Source organism: Bradyrhizobium sp. DN3 (assembly GCF_041357655.1).
Classification (GTDB): Bacteria; Pseudomonadota; Alphaproteobacteria; order Rhizobiales; family Xanthobacteraceae; genus Bradyrhizobium.
In genome coordinates this window covers 61,430-84,016 of the sequence record NZ_JAULLN010000014.1, presented here as the reverse complement: position 1 = coordinate 84,016, position 22,587 = coordinate 61,430, and the positions used below count along the sequence as shown (strand labels likewise).

Below are 22,587 nucleotides of genomic sequence, written 5' to 3'. Positions count from 1 at the left end.
AGCTTACTCCTTGCTCTCACATGGTCGCGAGCACGCGCGCAAGACGGCCGAAGAACCAGAACATCGAAACGGTACCGATGGCGTAGGCCGGGAGAGCGTCTCCCCAGCGTGGCAAGACGGCGCCGAGCCGGCGATGCGCCCAGATCAACGCGAGCACAAGCAGCACAAAGGCAAGCTGGCCGATCTCCACGCCGACATTGAAAAAGAGCAGCGCCGCCGGCAGGAGACGGCTTTCGAGCCCAAGTCCTGCCAGAGCGCCAGCGAACCCGATGCCGTGAACGAGCCCGAACGTAAATGCGACAGCCCACGGATGGCGAGCGGTAAGGCCCATCTCTCCACGCTGTTGCTTAACGATTTCGACTGCGAGGAACGCGATGCTCAATGCGATGCAGGCGTTGAGTGGGCGTTCCGGCACACCGATCAGGCCGAAAGCCGCCGCAGCAAGCGAAGCGCTGTGTCCGATTGTGAAGGCGGTGATCGTTTTCACCAGCCGCCACCCGCCGCCGACGATCCAGATCAGGCCCAACACGAACAACAGATGATCGGCGCCCAAAAGGATGTGATCGATTCCGTAGTTTACATAGCTCTTGGCGAGCTCGATCCAGGTCTGAAGCGTCGGTGCGCCAGTGCCGAGTACGGACACCACTGGATTCGCAGTCGAAATCGTGTAGCTGCGCGGCTCACCTTCGATCGGAATGATCTTGATCAGCACAGCCGACATGTTGGCGCCGAGGTTGGTAATGGTGATCGGGCCGACCAACCCTTTTTGGCCGCAGTTCATTTCGGGCAGCCGGAGGAAGCAATGGGGCGGCACCCGCAGATCGACCCGCGCAGCGCCGATCGACGGCTGCATGGTCCAGCGGCCGACGAACGCACCCGATCGAACCTCGCGGAATTCGAGCACGCCGAGCGTTGCCTCATGCGCGCGGAGCGCGCAGGGTTGCACGAGCACGGCGAGGATGAGCAGCGCCAATCGCAAATACAGGGGCGCCATCACTGCTCGTACCGCACCTGATAGGAAGCCTTGAGCCGCTTGATCGCATCCCAGGCGAGCTTGCGCGTTTCTTCCGTCTGCCAAGTCCTGGCGGCCTCATCCCGCACCTTCTCGAGACTAGCAAGCGCTCCTTCACGCCGCGAGTCGAGGCGAACAACGTGCCAACCCTCCTTGGACCGCAACACCTTCCACTGCTCCTGCGGCATGCTCAGCAGCGCATCGCGGAAATCCTCGCCGAAAGATGCGGCCAGGCTTCCGACGGGCCGGGCGAGAATTGCGCGAGTTTGCTGCTGCAACTCCGCTGATTCGTGTTGTTGGACAATGTCCTCGAGCTGACGTTGCGCCGTGGTCTGATCCGTCGGCGGGGTAATGTAAAACGAAACGCGTTCCGGCTCGTCGAAGCGGGCGTGATTTTCGGCAAACCAAGCCTGCAGTTGCTCTTCGGTCGGTTTCGCGATCCGAAGCTGATCGAAAATCAGCAACTGCATCTTGAACGCAATTCGGTCGCGGATCATCTCGTCGCCGCGGTCCACGGCAAGCGCCTTGCCCTCGCGGTAAAGGATTTCGCTCGCGATCCAGGCGTCAATCCGTTTCTGAAGCTGGTCGTCGGAAGGCGTGCGTTCTTTATCCTCGTCGAAGTTCTCGACGAAGGATTGGCGCAACGCCTTGGTAACGGTGATCACCTTTTCGTCCTTGGCGGCCGGATGCAAAGCCGCGTCGGCTGCGAAGATCATCCCTCCAAGCAGAGCGAAATGCAGTAGCGGTTCGCGCGATAAGCGCATGAGCGTTGAGATGATAGAGCGCGAATGACGCGTCACGCCCTGCGCAGCTTCCGCGCTCTCATGGTCGGAGCGTCCGGCGTGCGACATCTGAGAGGACTGCACTTCAATCTGTGTCGCTGACATTGACATAAAAGCTTTACAATTCTCAGAGGGTAACTGGCGGCCGCTGACAGCCGACAGAGCTCTCCATCTGTCATCCACAATCGTGTGTCTCGTGCAAGAGAAAATTTGCAGACGGAAGTGTTCGCAGGTGGAAGTGTCTGGGCTTCCGTGGGCGCTCTGCGCGCCAACACAAAAGCTTCACGCAATTGTCTCTGAAGTCTGCTGTTGTCCGGACTGCAGAGAGTGCAATCAAACGCGGCTCGCTACGGCCGCTTGAGATTCCTTTCCTTCCTGCCGTACCGACGAAATTAAATCCGAAGAGGGGCGATAGATGTTTCCATCTACCAAAGCGATTCTGTTGACCGCAGCATCGGCGTCATTGGCGCTAACCCAGAGCGCTGAAGCCCAGCAGTGGGGCAGCGATGGGCACAGGGGCAATCCTTACGTTGCCGGCGACATGCACAATCACAACACCTGCACGGATGGTTCGGTGTCCGCGGGCTATGCGATCGACCGCGCGGTCGGAAGGGGCGTCGCGGCCGGCGGTGGCAACAACTTCGATCTCGACTGGTTCACTCTCGGCAATCACGGCGGTTCGGGTAACCGCGACTGCCGCTTCAGCGACACGAGCGCCAACCTTCCGGGCGACACCACGAGGACGTGGAATCAGACGCTCGGCCAAACCATCGATGGCATCACGATTACCAGCCTGAAGGGCACGCCAAACGGCACCGGCAGCGATGCGAAGATGTGGCGCTGGCAGTCGATCCGGGAGGTCGAATACCCGATCATCGTCAATCGTAGGCCGATGTACAACAAGGTGCTGATCGAGGGTCTCGAGTGGATCGCGCCCGGCCACGAGCACGTCGACGTGGCGGTCATTGCCGGCCAGCACCCGAGGGGCCACGGCAGTGCCGACAAGATGGCGGAATTCGAATATCGCTTCGACCGCGCCGATACCGACGCGATCGGTCTCGTGGACGGCGAAAACCAGCTCTGGCCGGGTAAGGACAACGTCAACAATACGGGCACGGCCGGCCACCAGAAGGCGCTGGAAGGCATCAAGTGGTTGCAGGCGAATTATCCGCTGCAATCCTATGTCATTCCCACCCACACCGAGCGCCAGGGACCGTTCAGTCCGACGGGCACCAAAGGCTACAACATCGAGCACTTCCGCAGTTTCAACAATGCCGGACCGACCGTCGCGTTCGGCATCGAGTCGCCCGGTCACTTTGCCGAGGGCGGACTCAGCGGCGGATCCGGATCTTACGGGAGCGGTGCGGTTGGCGGCGGCACATACGGCATGGCGGGCATTTACACCGCGAAGGTAGGCGGACTCTGGGATGGTCTGCTGGGGGAAGGTCGCAACTTCTTCGTCTATGTAAGCTCCGACTGGCATAACCGCGGCGCGGGCGGCGCGCGCGATTCGTTCACGACAGCCGATTTTATTCCCGGCGAGTACACCAAACTGTACGTTCCGAATGCCGGACATCACTCGGCGCAATCGGTCATCGACGGCATGCGTTCGGGCAACTCTTACTCGGTTAACGCCGAGCTTATCGGTCCCGATCTGGTGTTCCGTGCCCGAGCACGTGGCGAGGAATGGAAGGGCATGGGCGAAACGCTGGTCGTGAGGCCGGGCGATCGAGTGACGCTCGAGATGGCGATGACCATCCCCCCCAAGAACAACAGCCCCTACAGCTTCAACAATCCTCTGCTGGTGCCGGTGGGGATCAAGCAGCCGCTCGACAAGCCGGCGGTCGACCATGTCGATCTGATCACGGGGGACATCACCGGCGTGATTGCACCGGATGCTCCGGGGTATGCGGTTCCGAATGCGGCGGGCACGGCTGGTGCGTCGATTGTGTACAATCCGTCGGCGAAGATCGCGCAGCAGATCAATGCGACGCAGATGCATCGCGAACACGGTCGGGATGGTTCGGTCCGGCTGCGGTTCACGACGACGTTCACCGCTGGCCAGACTCCCTTCTATATCCGCGCACGCGGAACCAATATTCCGGTTGGCACCCCGAATGTCTCGGACTCGGCAGGCAATCCGCTGCTCGACGCCAACAATGCGCAGGTGAGCTGCACCGACCCGGCCTGCCCGGCACATTTGGAAGCGGTGAATGGCGTCAAGAAAGTGACCCACGACGTTCAGGCCTACTCGAACGTATGGTTCTACGCCAATCCCATCTTCGTCCGTCCGGAGGGCTCGCCCAAGCTGCTGGTCGAAACGAACGCTGATTTGGCGCGCAGGCTGTCGCGTCGGGCCGATAACGGCCACGACGAGGGACACCACGACGGCCATCAGTAACGGTACAACGAGGTCGTCCGGCGGGAAGCTACAGCTTTCCCGCCGGAACCTTTGATTGCGAAATGTGCCACTCTTGCTTGCGAATTAGTGTCTGCGCGCTGTGCCTTGTCATTGGCGCCAGCTGCGGCACGGCCGCTGCGGCCGACGTTGCGCCCGCCTCGGACGAACCCACGCTGGAAGATTGCAAGGCTGCGGTCGGCGAGGCGCGCACCTTGGCCGCAGACTTGCCCCCGGACAATCTCTCCCGCTACTTTGCCGAGCGTCACTTGCAGCAAGCCCTGGTTGAAGCCGGCAATGGTGAATTCGACGAGTGCCTGGAGATGGCCGCGCGCGCTGCTGAACAGGTCCGCGAACGACGCCATGACGTCCCGCGCGGCGAAAAGCTGAAAGTGCTCAAGCCCGACGAATAGGGGAGGGCTTCGCAAATCATCCTTGCCGTCATCGCAGTGTCATCTTTGATCGCGCATTGTCGGGTCCGTCCCAAGAACAGGTAGATTTGCGAAATGGATCAGATCGAGCCGCTTTTCCCGATCCCCTTGTTGCGTTCGCCGCGGCTGCTGCCGCAGGTGCTGAACGAAGCCGCTGTCGCAGCAATCCGCAACGCGCGCATTGAGAATAATCTGCGCTCTGACCAGCTATTCCATACGCAGGTGGCCGATCCGCGCGACAACAGTCTGTTCCGCGAGATCGCTGAGCTGACCATCCCGAAGCTGGTGGAGTTCGGCTACCTCCTGTTCGGCGAGAAGCTGCGCTGGACGGTCAAGGAGATGTGGACGAACATGCTGGAAAACGGCGGCAGTCAGGCACTGCATTCGCATGCCAACAGTTTTGTTTCCGGCATATTGTACCTTACGCCGTCGCATCCGGCCTGCAAGACGGTTTTCGTGCGGCCACCCGGTGGATTTGATTTCTCCTTTCGCCACCACACGCGAACCGCTGCCATTGGACCATTCAATGCCGGCAAATACGTATTGCCGGAAGCCGAGCCGGGCGATCTCGTCCTATTCCCCAGCTATCTGTATCACGAGGTGCCAAGAAACCAGGGCGAACAGCGCATCACCATCGCGTTCAACGCTATTCCCGACAGTCTGGATTGCTGGGGCTATCGCATCAACTTTGCACCTTGAGCCGGAGTTCGCTCCAGCGGGACGGCATGGTCACCGCCGGCCCTGATGCGCCAGCAGCTCCCGCGCCTCGATGCGTGAGGGCGCCGCCTTCTCGATTTCATGGAGCAGGTGCGTCGCCGCCGCCGGATCGGAGGCCATCAGCGATCGCGCCATCGCGATCAGCGGGCGGTAGGCGGGCTCGAACTCTGGGCTAAGACGCACCGCGTTCAGCAGGCCCGGAGCTGCTGCCGTGATCAGCGCCGCGCCGCGAGGATCTCCCGGCAGCGTTGCGCCGGCCTCGAGGAAGCGATCGCGCGCGCGCCAATACGCGAGCAGGCGCGGGCCTAGCGCGTCACGTATTGACAAAGGCAAGAGCTCGGCCGGATCGGGTTGCATCACCTGGATCACTGCAAGCAGCAATTTCCACGGTGGCTCGCTCAAGGCTTTTACGTTGCGGTTTGCGTCGAATGTGACGAAGGGACGATCGTCGGTGTTCCGAGGTCCCGAGCCGGCGAAGGCAGACAGCGCGCGTGGTCCTCCGAGATATTGGCCAAGCAAATCCATGTCGGTCTCAAATCCGATTTGTCGCGCCATGGATGCGATGGACGATTCGGCGAGCCTCTGATCAAGCGTATCCAGGTCGGGGCCGCCGCCGCCGCGAGGGCCAATCAGGGCGAGCATCGGCGTGCGCACGCTGTAGTGGTTGAGCCATGCCGATCCAGCCGGATAGACCTCCAGGAACGAGCGCACGATGGCGCGCAAGGATGGCAAATCGAGCTGATAGAGCGGAAGCCATTGGCAGAATACGCCCTCGGGGGCCAATCTGTTTCGTATCGCGGCGAAATGTTCAGTCGTGTAGAGCGCGCCGCTCCCGTCCAGCGCTGGATGAAACAGATCCGCCACGATGACGTCGTAGTGACGGCTGTCCGCCGCGACATGGCGGCGCGCGTCGGCAACCGTGATGCGAGGCGCCGGACCTTTGAGGGTCGGATCGGCGAACCAGGGAAGCAGCTCGACGACCTCCTTCGACAGTTCGACGCCGTGCACCGAAAGTCCCTGCACCTGCGCTCCGCCGGCCAGGGTGGCGCCCGTGCCGATGCCAAGGAACAAGGCGTGATGCGGGGCCGGATGTAGGAGCAGCGGTAACACCGCCTGCCGATAGTCCGACCGTGCTGAACTGGTACCACCCATGCGGAAACGGCCGTTCACTTCCAGATATCGGGCGCCGGAAGCATCATCGACAACACTCGCCGTGACCATCGGACCTTCCTTGAAAGCCAACAGAGTGCCACCCGCCGGCACCCGTGTGAGGGACGGGTGAGGGAGCAGCAGCAGGATCACCGCGAACGTCGCCGGTAGCGCCGACCACATCAGTGCTGCGCGGCGCAGTGGGATCAGCAACAAATAGCCGAGCGCGACCGCAATCAGCGCCGTCCATGCGCCAAGGGCAGGAATGATCAAGATTGCCGCCAGCATAGGCGCCATTGCCGCGCCAATGCTGTTGACGCCAACTGCCCATCCCAGCGACCCGCGTTGTTCGCGCACCCGCTCTGCCAACAGACCGAACAACGCGCCCATTGCGGCCGATGGCGCCAGGAACAGCGCGGCCGCAACCGCGAGTTCTCCGACGACACCCCACGCGAGCAGGCTGTCCGTGACGCGGGCGATCGACGGCATGAACAAGGCGGTCAGCAGGCAGGTGAGCGCGGCGCCTGCAAGGAGCAACCCGAGGCTTGCGTCATCGACACGGTTGCCCGCGCGTTGCCAGGCCAAGCTGCCAGCCGCGGTGCCGAGCAGATAAGCCGCGAGCAACCCCGCAAAAGTATAGATCGTATCCTGCAGTACCTGCGCCGCGAGCCTGACGACAAGTACTTCGAAGCCAATTCCGAGCACACCGGTTGCAAGCAGGGTGAGTGTTAGGCGCGACTCCAATGCCATCCGTTCGGATCGTTGCACGGCTTGCAAGGGCATTTCAGTATTCCGCACGCCGAGCATGAGCGCACCCAGGGCACACAGCGCATTCATGCCGGCGAGACAGGCGAGCGTCACGGAAAAGCCCAAAGCCGGCAGCAGGGCGAACGTGGAAACCAACGTTCCGGCCACGGCACCGGCGGTGTTTGCTCCATAGACGGCGGCGGTTACCCGGGAGCCGTGGCGGGCCTCCCTCACCATGCGCTCGAGCGCGGTCAATGTCCCGCCCATGGCTGCGGTTGCTGGGAGCAGAATCAGAGTCGGCAGTCCAAAGCTAGCCGCCCACAGCAGCGCTGGCGCCGGCTCTGGGCCGAGAAGCGGCGCCAAGGAGCGGCCAGCCGCAGGTAACAGCCATATGCAGAGCAATCCCCATATTCCGATGATAGCTTCCAACACCGCATAGGCCGTTCGCGGCGACCTGGTGCGGCGGATCGGCCGGTCCAGCACGAAGGCGCCAAGCGCAAGCCCGCCGAAGAAGCCGGCGATCGCGCCCAACACCGCCATCATCTCGGTGCCGAGCGCAAGGCTCAGCTGGCGCGTCCACACAATCTCATAGCCAAGGCCCGCGAAGCCGGAGGCGGCGACGATCGATATCAGAACCCAGCCTGAACTGATCGATGAATGATCCCGGGCGTCAGCCGAGGGCGGCGCGAAGTCGGCCGAGGAAAGTGTCGCGCCGTTGTCGGGATTGGATTGCATCGTCATTCCAGGCGAGGAGATATCTGCGACCGCGTTGTTGTCCATTCATCACCTGTCGGACGGGTAGGGACCATGATGGCTCAACCGAGACTGCTCGCGGTTCGAGCTTTTCGCGCTCACCGGCATCTATCGAAGCTTGTCACGTTTTTGCAATGTGACGGCAAGGTCAGGGGCGACCAGCTGCGAAACGGAGCGCCAGATGCTGTCCCTCCGCGATCTGATCCTGCGACATTTTCGAGGCGACCGCGTTGCGCAGCCGCAGGTAATAGTCGCGATCGCGTTTCGGCGCCCGCGCGGCGGCAAGGTTCAGCCATTTATACGCCAGTACGAAATCCTGTGGCACGCCGTGGCCCTTGTCATAGAGCAGGCCGAGCATGGCCTGCGCGAACGGATTTCCGCGGAGCGCGGCCTGACAATACATATCAGCAGCGGCATCATAGGCCTGCGGCACGCCAAAGCCGTTCTCCGACATGAAGCCCAGGAAGGCTTGCGCCCTCGAGTTGCCATTCAGCGCAAGCGGCATCAACAGATTGACCGCACGGACATGATCTCCCCGCGCGTAAGCTGTGTTGGCGCGGGCAAGCGCGTCGGCGCGCGCCGGAGCCGTCCCTGCCGAGCAACAGGCGATAACGATGAGGCTCGCCGCGAAGCGGCGCGGGCGCGCGAGCCCGAATGCCCTAGCGTACCGTCGGGACCCGCAGATCATCGGTGCTCGCTCCCACGCTGCCCCGCAATTTCGACCGCAATTCCTCCGCTACCTGGTGAGCGTCGAGGCTGTCGCGGATGATCTGGGGGCGGATGAAGATGATCAATTCGGTGCGCGTTCCCTTTTTGCCCTGATGCGAGAAGGCGTCGCCGATCCCCGGAATCTGATCCAGCAGCGGAATGCCGTTGCGGTCGCCGTTTTGCTGCTCGCTGATCAGCCCTGCGAGCAAAACCGTCTGTCCCGTGGCCACCGAGATCGAGCTCTTGACCCGGCGTTGGGATACGGTCGGCGTCAGACTCGCAGCGGTCGCAGGCGAGACGTTGCTGATCTCCTGCTCGACGTCGAGCCTGACGTTGCCGTTGACGTTGATGCGCGGGGATACGCGGAGAATGATGCCGGTGTTTCGATAGTCGATCGTATTGACGACTGTATTGTTCGTGGTCAGCACCGTGGCGCTGCCGGTCGAGATCGGCACGACATCGCCGACCTGAAGCGTTGCGGCCTGGTTGTTGATAACGACCAGCGACGGATTGGATAGTACTTTCACGCTAGTAACGGAATGCAGCGCGTCGAGAATAGCGCTCGGCTGCGCCTCTGAACCGACCAGGAAGTTGAACCCGGGAAAGGCGCGGTTGATAAAAGCGTTGGTGACGGCGCCCGCGACCGAGCTCGTCGTCGTGCCGGGCGCCTGGGTGGATTGGGTGTTCAGAACGGAGCCGTTGTCCGGCCGCAAGCCGAAATCACGGCTGGTCAGGTACAACTGCACCCCATAGTTCAACTCGTTGTTGAGCGTGACTTCCGCGATCGTAGCGTCGATTGCGACCTGCAGAGCGGGACGATCGATCTGCTGCAGGGTGGCTTCGATGATCTTGTAGTTGCCCTGATCGGCATAGATCAGAAGGGTGTTGTTGACGGTGTCAGGCGTGATGCGTACGCCCGGCATCAGCGGTTGTCCTGTGCTGCCGGTGCTTCGGGAATCGAGCGCGCTGCCATTGAGTGAATTCCCGTTCGCCTGCTGCGGTTGGCCGAACCCTTGCGGTGTGGCCCCGCTCATGCCGGTGGACGGGCGCGAGGCGAAGCCGCCGGTTGAAGTGGGGGAGTTCGCGTTCAGCGACAGGCGGTCGGCCGGGCTGGACGTCGTCGTTGACCCCGATCCCGGCGCGAGCTGATTGTCGGCGCTTTCGAGCGAGGCCGATGACCCGCCGACAAACATCTCCGTCAGCACCTGCGCAATCTGGCGGGCCTCGCCATATTTGACGCGGTAAACGTGCACGCTGGTGCGCGCGGTATCCGCTTGGTCGAGCCGTTTGATCCAGGTCGCAGCCGTGCGCAGAAGCGCGGGCTTCCGGCTGACGACCATGATGGCATTGAGCCGGCTGATCGGTTGCAGCTTGACGAGGCTTTGGCTGAGCCCGGCTTCGCCGGAATCCATGATCTTTTCCAGTTCGGAGATGATCGGTTCCGGCGCACTGTTGCTGACCGGGAAGATGCCGACGGATTGGCCGCGCATCCAGTCGACGTCGAAGCTCATGGCCGTTTCGACAGCGGTGCGGCGCTCGCCGCCAGTGCCCTGAATCAGAAGGAGATTTCGCGTTGCATCTGCGCGGACCATGCCAGGCTTGGTGGCAAAGCTGTCCATCAGCTTCAGTATGGTCGGTGCCGACACGTATTGTAGAGGCACGATCGAGACGCCATAGCCCGGCTCGGCACTGGCGACCTGCGCGTCCATCTGTCCGGACCCGACGGCATCGCCAAGTGGCGTCAGCCGATATCCGGCCGTGTCGCGGACCAGCACGACGCCCGAGAGCCGCAACGCATTTTCGAGTACAAAGACGATGTCTGACTTTGCGACGGGGCGAACAGAAACCAGTGTCACCGTGCCCTGCACGCGTGGGTCGATCGTGTAGCCGGTATTGAGGATGTCGCCCAGGACAACTTTTGCAACGGTCGCAATCGGTGTCGTCTCGAAATTGAGGTCGTAGCCGTTGCCGGTCGCCGGCCGTTGCGCGCGTACTTCCGCGACATCGGAGATGATCGTCCCCTCATAGACGGCGGCGCGGCTGCGTTCGCCGGCATTGGTCTGCACGGCGTTCACGTTCTGGGTCTGCCGGGGCAGAATGTCCAGCGAGCGCACCTTGTCGAGCACGTCGACTTCCGCCGGCGGCGGAGCTCCGACGCTCACGAAATTGCACGATGACAGTACAGCTGCGGCGCAAAGTATCAATGCCGCCACGCAGCTGCTGCGCGCAATCATCCGGGATCGGCCCTGATTGCCGATACGCACCATACCTTCGCCGATCCCACTCTTGAACATGCGGGTCTCGGACCGTGCCATCGCCGATCCGGACCAGTACGCATCCCTTAAGCGGGAAATATGACAGTAATGTTTAGCAGGCTGATGCGACCACGCTTGGTATGAGTTGTCCACGATGTCCGCGGCTTCGTACAGGTGTCACATTGGGGGTCAATAACTCTATCTCCGGCGATCATTGGCAGCGCTGGCGCCTCTTTATTCTTATTCGCTCACGCCAGGAGTCTGACTGGAAATAGGCATGACCGGTCATTACTCATCGCATTTCGTCGAGCATCTTCGCCGGGCTCGGCACCTGAAAATGCCTCAGGCGCAAGAGGCTGAGCAGGAGAGCGGGGGCCGCCACCCGGGCGACGGTCAGCAAGCCGGCTTGCCCTCCGGCGCACAGGTCAAGCTTTGGGAGGCTACCGATCTGTCGGCCGGCGAATTCGCCGACGAGGCGGCTCGTTTTTTTGGCCTCAAACGCGTGACGCTGCAGGACTTGCTGGCATCCACGCCACTGACCGCCGCGTTCTCGCAGCGGTTTCTTCGGGAAACGCTGGTCTATCCCTATCGGACGACGGAAGACAGCGTTGAGCTCGCCATGGCCGATCCGGGCGATCAGGCGGCAAGGCGGGCAGCCGAAATCGTGCTGGGTCCCGACCTTCAGATTACCGCAGCCTCATTCGAAGATCTCGGTATTGTCCTGGACCGACAGCTTTCGGACGAGGTTCTGAGCGGCCGGGATGAGGCGGGCAGTCTTCGCCAGCTGCGCGAGGATGACATCGAGAGCCTGCGCGATCTCGCAAGCGGCGCCCCCGTCGTGCGCGCGGTCAATGACCTGCTCGAAAAGGCCATCGAGCTCAGGGCGAGCGATATCCACATCGAGCCGTTTCTGGCTGGTCTTGTGGTCCGGCTGAGGATCGACGGCATGCTGCGGCCCATTGCGGCTCCCACTGGCGTGCTGCCGCAAGCTGTGATCTCGCGTATCAAGATAATCGCTAGCCTCAATATTGCCGAACGCCGCCTGCCGCAGGACGGCGCCGCGCGCCTGCGCGTCAGCCGCGGTGACATCGATATCCGTGTGGCGATCATGCCTACCCAGCACGGCGAGTCCGCCGTGATCCGCATCCTGCCGAAAGATCGCGGGCTGCTGGTGATCGATAAGCTCGGTTTCGCGCCGACCGACGAAGCCAAGCTGAGGCGACTTTTGAAGCTGCCCCATGGCATGGTCGTTATCACCGGACCGACCGGCAGCGGCAAGACCACAACGCTCGCCACTATCTTGTCGGTACTGAATGAGCCGATCCGCAAAATTCTGACGATCGAGGATCCGGTCGAATATGAAATCCCGGGAGTCAATCAGTCGCAGGTAAAGCCTGTGATCGGGTTGACCTTTGCGAACGCACTGCGCTCTTTCGTGCGCCAGGACCCCGACGTCATCATGGTCGGTGAGGTGCGCGACTCCGAAACTGCACATGTCGCTGTCCATGCGGCGCTGACGGGGCACCTCGTTCTCACGACCCTGCACACCGAAACGGCAGCTGCGGCGGTACCACGCCTGCTCGACCTCGGCGTCGAAGGGTATTTGTTGCGCTCGACCTTGCGGGCGGTCATCGCGCAACGTCTTGTTCGCCAGCTCTGCGATCGCTGCAAATCGCCGATCGTCTTGAGCGGGGATGACCTCGCCGAAGATCCACGGCTTGCCTCGCTTGGCTTCAAGGCAGGCGAGACGATTCATCAACCGTGCGGGTGCGAACGCTGCGCCGGCCTCGGCTATCGTGGTCGGCTCGGCGTGTTCGAGGTCCTCGAGCTCGACAACGAGCTGCGCGAACTGATCGGAGACAACGCCGACGGACTCAAGATTGACCAGGCTGCCATTCGCGCCGGTATGACTACGATGCTCGACGACGGTATCGCCAAGTGCCGCGCTGGAGTGACCTCGCCTGCGGAAATCCTGCGCGTTACGACCGTGAGATAGCTCGTGCCAAATTTTCGCTACCGAGCACTGACGCAAACCGGCGAATTGGTAAACGGCACGATCTCGGCGCCGACCGCCGCTGAGGTCGCGGCCCGGATCGAGTATCTTCGCTTGCTGCCGATCGAAACCGTCGAGGAGAAGCGCATCGCCTCGTCCGGAGGCTGGGGTCGGTTCAACAAGCCGAGCGCGGCGGAAGTGACGACCTTCACCCGCGATCTTGCGCTGTTGCTGAAAGCGGGCGCGCGCCTCGACGATGCGCTTGAACTGCTCGCGAGCGACGCCGATGTCGGCCGCCTCCGGCCGGTGGTGGGCAAGCTGCGGGGTGCGCTGCTGAGCGGGGAGAGCCTGGCTGATGCGGTGGCGACGCACCCCGCGCTGTTTCCGCGGATGTATGTCGCGCTGGTGCGAGTGGGTGAACTGTCGGGTACGTTGGATCAGGTCCTGGAGATGCTCGGTACCGAGCGCGCGCGCGCCGAACAGATGCGCCGCAGGCTTGCCGATGCCATGCAATATCCGCTCTTCGTGCTGATTGCAGCCATCGGCGTCATGCTGTTCTTCATGTTGTTCGTGCTGCCGCAATTTTCCAGCGTGCTGCAGGACTTCGGCAGCAGGTCGGACTCTGCGCTCGGCATGTTTATCTCGATTTCGGAGTTCATGCGCGCGAACGGCACGGCGCTAATGCTGGCGAGCGCAGCCCTGGTTGCCGCGGTGTGGACTCTGCTGCGTCGACCAGGGACGAGAACCGGGATCATCGGCGGCCTGGCGCGGATGCCGGGCATCGCCGGCATCTTCGGCTATTACCGGACGAGCCTCTTCTGTCGCAATCTCGGCGTCCTGCTCGGCAGCGGCGTCAGCCTGACCGCGAGCCTGCGCATCCTGGTCGACATCATGGCGATGACCGGAGAGGTCGACGCGTGGAGCGAGGCCGCCGACCGCGTGCGGCACGGCGGCAAACTGTCCGAAGCGCTTTCGGCTTCGATGAGCCTGCCGCCGATGGCACTTCGCATGCTGCGGCTCGGCGAGGAAACCGGCCAGTTGCCGACGCTCGCCGGTCGCGTGGCGGAATTTTACGAAGCCAAACTGCAGCGCAGTCTCGACCGCATCGTCGGCATCATCGGGCCGCTGGCAATCGTGACAATCAGCGCCGTTGTCGGCGGACTGATTGTCTCCGTGATGACTGCCCTTCTGTCGGTCACGCAACTCGTCGGATGAACGTGAGGACTAGTCGCCATGTCGAAGCAGCCTTCGGTCAAAATTGCGCAGTGTGCCATTGGGGATGCGCGCAGGCACGGCGAGCAGGGCTTCACGCTGGTCGAGATGCTTGTCGTCATCACCATCATCGGCCTGATCATGGGCCTGATCGGCCCACGGGTGCTGAATTATCTGAGCGAGTCCAAGGTCAAGGCGGCGAAGATCCAGATGCAGAGCTTTGCCAGCGCGCTCGACCTGTTCAATCTCGACACCGGCCGCTACCCGTCAACCGCGGAAGGGCTGACCGCCCTGGTGCGCCGGACGCCCGGTGTTGCCGCCTGGAACGGTCCGTACCTGAAGGGCAGCGTAGTTCCGAATGATCCGTGGAATCACCCCTACGTCTACCGCGCGCCGGCTGAGCACAGCGCCTACGACATCATCTCCTACGGCTCCGACGGCCAGGAAGGAGGCAGCGCTGCCGCCGCGGATATCTCACTGAACAACATGACGAGCGCGAGCAATGAATGATGCGCCGCAACGTGGCTTTACGCTGCTCGAAATGGTGTGTGTCATTGCACTGATCGCGATGCTCGCTTCCGTGCTGCTGCCGTTTGTGCCCCGTCACACCTCGCGTTCTCGCCTGCAGGCCTACGCGCTGGAAACGGCAACCTTGCTCAAGGGCGATCGATATGCCGCAGTGGCACGTGGCGCCAATGTTGCGACGACGGTCGACGCGCCCTCCCGCGCGATCCGCTCCGGCGCATCCGGCAGGATCATCCGGGTTCCCGATGACGTTCGCCTCGATGCGCTGCTGCCGCAGACCTGTCGCCAGCGGCCGGCGCTTTCGACCATCAGCTTCTTTGCCGACGGCATGTCCTGTGGTGGCACGATCGCGCTCGCGCGGCTCGATACGGCTTATGAAATTCGCGTCAACTGGCTGACCGGAAGGATCGAAATTGTCTCCCGCTCCAAAATTGCCAATTGACCGGAATGAGGCCGGCTTCACCATCATCGAGGTGCTGATCGCGCTTGCGGTCGTTGCTGGCAGCATCATGGCGATCGGATCGGTCATGTCGACCAACGCCCGGAGCGTGCGGGCGCTGGAGGATCACTTGGCGTTGATGCAAACCGCGCAGAGCGTATTGGCGACGGCCATTCCGCCGCGCAAGGACATCAGTCCCGGCAGCTTGTCCGGCCAGCTCCGCAACTACCGTTGGCAGGTCGATGTCAGCCCGCTTGGCGGCGGCTGGGAGGCCAACGACGAGCGGGTGGCCTGGATACCTGAACTGGTCAGGATTCGCGTCCGCGCAGCCAGCGGGGCGACGGTCGACATCGAAACCGTGCGCTTGATACCGAGGCCGCAGCATCGAACATGAGCAGGAATACGGAGAGCGGCCAATCGGGATTTTCGCTGATCGAGGCGCTGGTGGCGCTTGCGCTGACCGGGCTCATACTCTCGGCGCTTGCGAACATCACGGCACAGTGGCTGCCGAACTGGAATCGCGGCATCGACCGCGTTCAAGAGACCGAGCAGGTCGGCATCGCCATTCAGCGGATCGCTGGCGATCTTGCTGTCGCCGAATTCGTGCCGGCCAGCCGCGAGCTGCCGCGGCCGCTGTTCGACGGCTCGGCGTTCGCGCTGACCTTTGTGCGCACGGCACTCGGTCCCAACAGCGGCATCGGGCTCGATGTCGTGCGGATCGGGGAAGCCGACGATCGGGGCCGGATGGTGACCGTGCGCTCCCGCGCGCCCTTCGGGCCATTGCCGGCCGGCGCGTCGCCGTCTGAGCAGATACATCTGTCCGATCCGGTGGTGCTGCTGCGCTCTCCGTTGCGCCTGTCTTTCTCTTACGCCGGTCCGGATCGCGTTTTCCGGGACAGCTGGAAGGGGCAGGAAAAGTTGCCAGTCACGATCATGCTGACGATACGCGATGGCGCGACCGGGCGAGTGTTGTCAGCTTCCTCGGTGGTGCCGGTCCACATCGATGCAGCGGCAGGCGATGCAGACGATGCGGTCAAGGAAAGCGCGGACGGTGCGAAGAACAATGGCGGCGCCAGTAGCGCCGGAAGAAAGCAGGACGGATCGTGATGGGATTGGCCGGGCGCAGCGCTGGGCTGTCCTCCCAGCAAGGGTTCGTGCTGGTGGCCGTGCTATGGCTGGTGGCAGCACTTGCCGCGCTTGCGATGATCTTCTCGGCCTACCTGTCAAGCTCGGCGCGCGCGCTTTCCCTCAACGACGTTGCCTTGCAGACGGAGGCGCTGGTATCTGCAAGCGCTGAACTGACCGCCTATCGATTGCAGCTCGGCGCCGAAGAGGCGCGTCCGATGCAAGGCGCCTTTCGCATGCGGCTGAATGGCGCCGATCTCGCTGTATCTTTTATTGCGGAGACCTCCCGCGTCGATCTCAACAGAGCGCCCAAGGAACTGCTCGAGGGGCTTCTCTCCGCGCTTGGTGCGGCGGGCGAGGATGCCCGCGAGGGCGCTGAGCGCATCGTCGCGTGGCGGAGCCGTGCCACGGCGCAGACCGCCGCAAACGAAGAAGCGCTCTACCGTGCCGCCGGCCGCGCCTACTCGCCGCGCCAGGCGCCCTTCGCGCATGTCAATGAGCTCGGCCTGGTGCTCGGTCTTGCCCCGGAACTCGTGCAGCGTGCGCTGCCCTTTGTCACCGTGTTTAGCGGCGCGGAGGGCATCGACGCAATCATTGCGGCGCCGGAAGTGATAGCGGCCTTGCCCGGCATGACGCCGCTGATCCTCAAACAATTTCTCAATGAGCGTCTGCAAATCGGAAGTGACCGCAGCGCTATCGCGGCGGCGCTTGGCCCGGCCAGGGCGAGCGCTACCGCAGAAAAGAGCAGGGCCTATCGCATCCTGACCCGAATCCGCTTTCCCAACGGCCGCCACACGGCCACCGAGATGGTGATCAGGTTGGGTGGCGACACGGAGCTCTATCGAGTGCTGTCGTGGCAAGGCGATGTGAGCTCGCAAGCCTACAGAAAGCTGTGACCGATGATTTCGGAACTCAAGGAGTTGTTTGCGACGTGGATGGCAGCTGTGGCGGCCGCAATCGATGCGGTCGGTGCGAAGCTTGTGCGACGGCGGCAGATCGTCTTGATCGAGGGGCAGGGGAACGGCTTCACCGCGCGGGTCACTTCGACGGGAACGGGCGCGAGCCTGCCTGAGCTATCGTTCCGGCTGGTGCAGAACCGCCCCGAACCTGCTGTGCCGCCTGAGTGGGCAGCTGCGCTACGTGGCAGCCAACTCGATATCGTGATGAGGCCGGATCACGTGCTGGTCCGTCCGCTCGATTTCCCAAAACAGGCGGCGGATTTTCTTGACGGTATGATCCGGACGCAGATCGATCGTCTGACGCCATGGACCGCGAGCGACGCCGTGTTCGGCACCAGTCCGCCGGCACCGCTCGCGAATGAACGGATCGGACTGATGTTGGCGGCAACGTCAAGACAAAAGATCGAGCCGCTGGTTAGACTGGCCGGCGATCTCCGCGTTTCATCCGTGGCTGGTCTGGTCGACCTCCACGAGGCGGAAAGCGAGGGGACGCGCATCAGGCTGTTCGAGGCTCAGCCGAGCGGCGCCGGCCGCACGGTCGATGTGCCCAGGATATTGCGGCTCGGGTTGGGCCTCGCGGCAGTAGGGGCGGCGGCCTCGCTTATTGTGTCCACCTATGTCGGTGGCATGCTCGACGCGGAGCAGCACGAGCTGCAGCAACACATCGCGCAACGTCGCGCCGCCTTGCGGATCAACCAAACGGGCGGATCGGCGGAGACATTGCTTGCCAAGCTCAAGCAGACGACTCCGTCGAGCGTGGTGGTGCTCGATGCGGTATCGCGTGTGTTGCCGGATACCACCTATGTGACCGAGCTGCGGGTCGAAGGCGACAAGATGCAGGTGGTCGGATTGACGCAGGATGCACCGTCATTGATCCGGTTGATCGAGCAGTCGCCGCACTTCACCCGCGCCACTTTCTTTGCGCCGACCACGCGAGGCCAAAGCGAGCCGGGTGAACGCTTCCACATCGAGGCTCGCATGACGCCTTATTTCGGGGGCGGCTCATGAAGCAGACCGCAACCTTGCGGAAATTGTTGTCCAGACCGTTTCCCGCAGCAGCACTCTACTTCACGATCGCAGCTCTGTTGGTGTTCGTGATTGCAAGCTCGATGGCCGATGTGCTTGGTCAGCGCGCCGAAGTCGCGGCATCGGCAGCGATGCTCGAACAACTCGAAGGACGACGGCCTATGTCCGCGCGCGCCCTGGATGCCGCCGCTGCGGCGCGATCCGGCTCGCCATTCCTTGAAGGTACGACCGTGACGATTGCAGGCGCCGCGCTCTTGCAGCGCGTCACTGCTGCGGTGACCAGGCTCGGCGGTAACGTGTTATCTTCCCAGGTCGACCTGAAGGGCACGAAGGCCGATTTCTTATCCATGATCGCAAGCTGCGAGATTGATCAGCCTGGCCTGCAGCAATTGCTGTACGATCTGGAGGCCGGCATGCCGTTCCTGTTTGTCGATCAGCTGGTCGTGCAATCGCCGTCCAGTTTCTCTGGTTCCGGCGAAGGAAAGTTGCGGGTGTTGCTCGCTGTCTCTGGCCAGTGGCGAGGTAGTAAATGAAAAAGCACGCCGCGACAGGACCACATTCGCTTTGCGCCACCTTGTTGCTGGCGTCTGCGCTCGCCGTCCCAGGCTTGGCTTTGGCGTTGCCGACGGAGTTTTCCGACACTGATGCGCCCGGGACGGGCCGCACGGGAATGGTCTCCGATCCGTCACCCTGGGATAATCACGCCAATCCCGGAGCTGTGGTCAAGCCCATGGTGCCCACCCAGGCCCCCTCAGCACCAGAACGTGCGGTGAGCGCTAATCCGCTGTGGGCGATCCCGCTCACCTCCTTGTCGAACACGCGCGAGCGGCCGATTTTTTCGCCGTCGCGGCGACCACCGCCCCCGGCGGTCGCCGCGGTGCCGGCGACAAGACCGCCACCGCCGCCGCCCAAGCCGCCTCGGATGGAGCGTCCGTCACTATCGTTGGTGGGCACGATCGCCGGTGATGATCAGAGTTTTGCGATTTTTGTCGATCATACCACCAGGGCGGCTATGCGCCTCAGGCTAGGCGAGGAATATCAGGGCTGGAAGCTGCGCTCAGTGCACGGCCGCGAGGTCACACTCGTGCGCGACGAGCAGAGCGCAACGCTGAACCTGCCGCAGCCCGGGGCCGGACCGGCTGCACCTGCCCGTGTCCAAGCTGAGAGCACGATTGCGCAGGGAAGCCAAAAGCCGCCGGTCCGAGCCGAACAGGACTAATCAATCCAGTCGGCCTGCTGAAGCGCGAGCGTGAACACCAGGCCAAGAACAAGAAAAGGACCGAATGGAAGCGACGTCTGCCGTGTCATGGTTTTGCCCGCGAACTGCATCGCACCAGCCGCCGCGAGTGCGGACAACGACGCAATAAGGAGCTGCGTCGGAACGCCCACAATGCCGATCCAGATGGTGGACGCAGCAAGCAGCTTGACGTCGCCAAGACCAAGCCCTTGGACTTGCCGAAGTATGAAATAAAGTCGACGCAGCAGCCATATGACCGCGCCAACGATGACAGCTTGCGCGGCGGCGCTGAATGCAGCGGTCCCGCCATTGAGGATCGCGCTCCTGACAAGTCCGGCTACCGCAAGCGCAAGATTTAGCCAGTTGGGAATAATGCCGCGCCGCAGGTCGATCCATGCAAGCCCAGCGCCTGCGATGCCAAGGAAGGCGAAGCTGACGGCTGTGATCATGGGAAAAAGATTGCAAAGAGGTGCGAGAGGCCTTCCCCGACCGGGTGCGGGGCATGAGACTTCACGCAGGATTTGACTTGGTCGTCAATGCGTTTTTCCATCCGGCCGCAATTATCTTCGAACAGCCGAATTTGTTGCGCACCTTGCCAGCTCGCGGCGGCGTCGCCGCCACTTACGCACATCGCCTGAACGTCACATGCGCGTTAGGCGAGCCCGTTAATCATTGCCTCTCGTTCCCGACAAATCCACGTAGTCGCGCAGCGAACATGGGGCGTTGTTATGAATTTAAAGACCTTTGTCTCGATAACGGTGATGTCGCTTGCTCTATCACTGAACGGCGTTGCGGCACCGGCCCGCGCCGATGATGGCAACGACCAGCATGGCCATGGCCGCAAGCCGCGGCGGGTGGTGCTGATCTCGCTCGACGGTGCCAAGCCCGACTTCATTCAGAAATTTATCAAAGAGGGCGTGCTGCCGCGTGACGGCGGCCTGGCGTGGCTGAGCCATCATGGCGCGATTGCGGAGCAGAACGTGACTGCCTCGCCGTCGCTCACCGCGGTGTCGCACATCGAGATCGCCACCGGCTCGACGGCGGTTCACAACGACATTCCCTCAAACACCTTCCAGCCGATCGCCGCGCCGATCTCATCAAGCATCAGCGGCTTCGGGGCGCCGATCGGCGGCTATCGCCTGAGCCCGCTCGGGCCTACGTCGCAGCCGACAGCCGTGCCGCTGTGGGTACAGCTGCGTCAGCAGGGCAAGAAGGTGATCACCGCGACGTGGCCGGGCAGCGACGGCGCCGACATCTCCATCAACAACACGGTCGTGCAGTCAGCCCAGCCGACCCGCGTCACCGACTATACCGTGCCATTCGGGGCGTTTGGCGGCATCGGGGCGCGGGGCTTTTCGCTGTCCCAGGCCGACTTCGCGCCCGATCCTGCGATCGCCGCGGCGCTCCAGGTGGCCGGCCACTTCTCGTTCAGCCCGGTGCTGGCGACGCCGACGGCGATCGAGACGCTCTCTTGCGCGTCGGCACCGACAGCGACCTGCAGCAATGCGGCCACGTTCGACGTCAAGTATGCGATCCGGGTGGCGGCGCTCGATACCACCAATGACAACACGGTGAACTACGATACCCTAGTGTTCTTCGACACGACTGGCGGCATCACGGCAGGACCTTTCCACGCGCCGTCGACCGGACCGGCCTACGCCAAGGTCGGCAGCGCGAATGCGCCGTTCTTCTTCGAGGGCAGCGGGGCCAAGGTCGGTGCCGCGTACTTCGTCTCGGCGCTTGCGCCCGATCTGTCGGTCGCGCGCTTTGCCCGCTACGGCGCCAACTTCATCCCGCGCAACGCGGCGGTGCTGGCCGATGTTGACGACATTAACAACAATATCGGGTTCTGGCGTCCGCAGGCCGACTTCCGCATTCCGGAGCGGCTGAGTCCGGGCTTCACCAACTTCCCCGATACCGAGATCGAGGCGATGTATGAGGACATGGTGAAGACCTTCGTGCGCTACCAGGCGAACATCGCCGAGCACGCGATCCGCAAGCATCCCGACGCCGACCTGGTGATGGTCTACATCGAACAGCCCGACGGCTCCGAGCACCAGTTCCTGCTCACCGACAGCCGCCAGGGCACCAGCTCGACCGACCCGAACTCGATCGGCGACAACCAGGATCCCGCCAAGGTCGCGCGGTACGCCTCCTACATCCGCTTCGCCTATCAGACCGCCGACGCGGCGGTGAAGCAGATCATCGATGCGGCGGGCCGTGACAGCAACATCTTCGTGGTGTCGGATCACGGCTTCGCACCGTTCCACACCTCGGTGAGCATGACCAACATCCTGCACAATGCCGGCATCGACACCAGCAAGGTGGCGATCCGCACCTCGGGGCCGGCGGTCAATATCTACGTCAATCTGCAGAACCGCGAGCAGGGCGGCACCGTCGATCCGGCGACCTACAACGCGCTGGTGACGCAGATCGCCGACGCGGTGAAGAACGCGGTCGATCCCAACTCGCGGTTCAACTTTTCGCTTAGGAACGGGCGGATATTCACGGTGGTCGAAACCCGGCCGCTGCACTGCGAAGACGGTACCGGGCTGTGCACTAGCAAGACCATCGGCCAGGATTTTGGCGATGTGTTCGCGCTGATGGCTCCGGGCTACAACTTCGACGGCATCCAGAACCCCGGCGTCGCCCGCCTCGGTGATGCGCCATTCAATGCGGCGACGACCACGCTGTCGATGCCGAACTTCTACGGTGCCCATGGCCACGATCCCGAGCTGACGGAGATGAGCGCGACCTTCATCGCCGTCGGCCCGCAGATCCGCCCGAGGACCACGATCTCGCGCATGCGCAACGTCGACGTGGCGCCGACGATCATGCGGCTCCTCGATGTCAAGCCCCGCCAGGTCGACGGCGAGGTGCTGCAGGAAATCCTGCGCTGAAAAGCGGCGCGCGGGATCCTCATACTTGGCTGATGGGCGCTCACACGCGCCCATCGCAACTCTGGGAGTGGGGCGGGACTATCTCAGGCCATGGTCACGGCCAGCAACGGCGCTTGGGAAGGTGGGAAGGTCACGTGCTGACGCGTTCTTCTTCCGGGTCGGCGGGCGCGCGGGCTCGCCAACCTTTGGCAGTTGATCCGCTCCGCAAAGGCGGCTTCT

General features: G+C 62.9%; 20 protein-coding genes. 14 read left to right on the top strand and 6 right to left on the bottom strand.

Going from position 1 to position 22,587, the window contains the following annotated elements:
• Positions 1 to 16: 16 nt before the first annotated feature.
• Positions 17 to 994, bottom strand: a complete 978-nt coding sequence (locus AAE027_RS21275; protein WP_370986643.1) for a HupE/UreJ family protein — start codon at positions 992 to 994, stop codon at positions 17 to 19.
• Entirely contained in the window at positions 994 to 1,863 is an 870-nt protein-coding gene (locus tag AAE027_RS21270) for a peptidyl-prolyl cis-trans isomerase (RefSeq protein WP_370986644.1), read from the bottom strand. The genes AAE027_RS21275 and AAE027_RS21270 overlap by 1 nt, the downstream gene beginning before the upstream one ends.
• A 346-nt stretch (positions 1,864 to 2,209) precedes the next feature.
• On the opposite strand from AAE027_RS21270, the gene AAE027_RS21265 reads away from it, so the two are divergent.
• The 3 genes from AAE027_RS21265 (at position 2,210) to AAE027_RS21255 (ending at position 5,322) form a co-directional block, all read left to right on the top strand.
• On the top strand, positions 2,210 to 4,195 hold the full coding sequence (locus AAE027_RS21265) for a hypothetical protein (RefSeq protein WP_370986645.1): 1,986 nt from the start codon (positions 2,210 to 2,212) through the stop codon (positions 4,193 to 4,195).
• Positions 4,196 to 4,272: 77 nt separating this feature from the next.
• Entirely contained in the window at positions 4,273 to 4,605 is a 333-nt protein-coding gene (locus AAE027_RS21260) for a hypothetical protein (RefSeq protein ID WP_370986646.1), read from the top strand.
• 93 nt (positions 4,606 to 4,698) lie between these two features.
• The gene (locus tag AAE027_RS21255; protein WP_370986647.1) at positions 4,699 to 5,322 is read left to right on the top strand and encodes a putative 2OG-Fe(II) oxygenase; all 624 of its coding nucleotides are present in this window, start codon (positions 4,699 to 4,701) and stop codon (positions 5,320 to 5,322) included.
• 30 nt (positions 5,323 to 5,352) lie between these two features.
• Here the strand turns inward: AAE027_RS21255 and AAE027_RS21250 are convergent, their stop codons facing one another.
• The 3 genes from AAE027_RS21250 to gspD form a co-directional block, all read right to left on the bottom strand.
• The gene (locus AAE027_RS21250; RefSeq protein ID WP_370986648.1) at positions 5,353 to 8,016 is read right to left on the bottom strand and encodes a spermine/spermidine synthase domain-containing protein; all 2,664 of its coding nucleotides are present in this window, start codon (positions 8,014 to 8,016) and stop codon (positions 5,353 to 5,355) included.
• 121 nt (positions 8,017 to 8,137) lie between these two features.
• Positions 8,138 to 8,677, bottom strand: coding sequence for a tetratricopeptide repeat protein (locus AAE027_RS21245; RefSeq protein WP_370986649.1), 540 nt, complete (start codon positions 8,675 to 8,677; stop codon positions 8,138 to 8,140).
• A complete protein-coding gene (gspD, locus tag AAE027_RS21240) occupies positions 8,649 to 10,964 on the bottom strand; it encodes a type II secretion system secretin GspD (protein ID WP_370986891.1) in 2,316 nt (771 codons plus the stop codon). Before gspD ends, AAE027_RS21245 begins: the two co-directional genes overlap by 29 nt.
• Positions 10,965 to 11,229: 265 nt before the next feature.
• On the opposite strand from gspD, the gene AAE027_RS21235 reads away from it, so the two are divergent.
• The 10 genes from AAE027_RS21235 (at position 11,230) to AAE027_RS21190 (ending at position 19,450) form a co-directional block, all read left to right on the top strand.
• Complete coding sequence (locus AAE027_RS21235) at positions 11,230 to 12,948, top strand: GspE/PulE family protein (RefSeq protein ID WP_370986650.1); 1,719 nt, start codon at positions 11,230 to 11,232, stop codon at positions 12,946 to 12,948.
• Positions 12,949 to 12,951: 3 nt separating this feature from the next.
• Positions 12,952 to 14,160, top strand: coding sequence for a type II secretion system F family protein (locus tag AAE027_RS21230; protein ID WP_370986651.1), 1,209 nt, complete (start codon positions 12,952 to 12,954; stop codon positions 14,158 to 14,160).
• Between the two features lie 18 nt (positions 14,161 to 14,178).
• Positions 14,179 to 14,667: a type II secretion system major pseudopilin GspG gene (gene gspG, locus AAE027_RS21225; protein WP_370986652.1), complete on the top strand. Its 489-nt coding sequence runs from the start codon at positions 14,179 to 14,181 to the stop codon at positions 14,665 to 14,667.
• On the top strand, positions 14,660 to 15,124 hold the full coding sequence (locus tag AAE027_RS21220; RefSeq protein WP_370986653.1) for a Tfp pilus assembly protein FimT/FimU: 465 nt from the start codon (positions 14,660 to 14,662) through the stop codon (positions 15,122 to 15,124). Before gspG ends, AAE027_RS21220 begins: the two co-directional genes overlap by 8 nt.
• Positions 15,096 to 15,515, top strand: coding sequence for a PulJ/GspJ family protein (locus AAE027_RS21215; protein WP_479714240.1), 420 nt, complete (start codon positions 15,096 to 15,098; stop codon positions 15,513 to 15,515). Before AAE027_RS21220 ends, AAE027_RS21215 begins: the two co-directional genes overlap by 29 nt.
• Positions 15,512 to 16,228 (top strand): PulJ/GspJ family protein, encoded by a 717-nt coding sequence (locus AAE027_RS21210; protein WP_370986655.1) that lies wholly within the window; start codon positions 15,512 to 15,514, stop codon positions 16,226 to 16,228. Before AAE027_RS21215 ends, AAE027_RS21210 begins: the two co-directional genes overlap by 4 nt.
• A complete protein-coding gene (locus AAE027_RS21205; RefSeq protein WP_370986892.1) occupies positions 16,228 to 17,142 on the top strand; it encodes a type II secretion system minor pseudopilin in 915 nt (304 codons plus the stop codon). The genes AAE027_RS21210 and AAE027_RS21205 overlap by 1 nt, the downstream gene beginning before the upstream one ends.
• Before the next feature lie 3 nt (positions 17,143 to 17,145).
• Positions 17,146 to 18,213 carry a PilN domain-containing protein gene (locus AAE027_RS21200; RefSeq protein WP_479714239.1) on the top strand — a complete coding sequence of 356 codons (1,068 nt, stop codon included), beginning with the start codon at positions 17,146 to 17,148 and terminating at the stop codon, positions 18,211 to 18,213.
• Complete coding sequence (gene gspM / locus AAE027_RS21195; protein WP_370986657.1) at positions 18,210 to 18,764, top strand: type II secretion system protein GspM; 555 nt, start codon at positions 18,210 to 18,212, stop codon at positions 18,762 to 18,764. Before AAE027_RS21200 ends, gspM begins: the two co-directional genes overlap by 4 nt.
• A 410-nt stretch (positions 18,765 to 19,174) precedes the next feature.
• Positions 19,175 to 19,450: a hypothetical protein gene (locus AAE027_RS21190; RefSeq protein ID WP_370986658.1), complete on the top strand. Its 276-nt coding sequence runs from the start codon at positions 19,175 to 19,177 to the stop codon at positions 19,448 to 19,450.
• On the opposite strand, the gene AAE027_RS21185 is transcribed toward AAE027_RS21190, so the two are convergent.
• A complete protein-coding gene (locus tag AAE027_RS21185) occupies positions 19,447 to 19,917 on the bottom strand; it encodes a prepilin peptidase (RefSeq protein WP_370986659.1) in 471 nt (156 codons plus the stop codon). The two genes, AAE027_RS21190 and AAE027_RS21185, sit on opposite strands and share 4 nt — an antisense overlap.
• A gap of 312 nt (positions 19,918 to 20,229) precedes the next feature.
• Between AAE027_RS21185 and AAE027_RS21180 the strand changes: the two genes are divergently transcribed.
• Positions 20,230 to 22,368 carry an alkaline phosphatase family protein gene (locus AAE027_RS21180; protein WP_370986660.1) on the top strand — a complete coding sequence of 713 codons (2,139 nt, stop codon included), beginning with the start codon at positions 20,230 to 20,232 and terminating at the stop codon, positions 22,366 to 22,368.
• Positions 22,369 to 22,587: the final 219 nt, after the last annotated feature.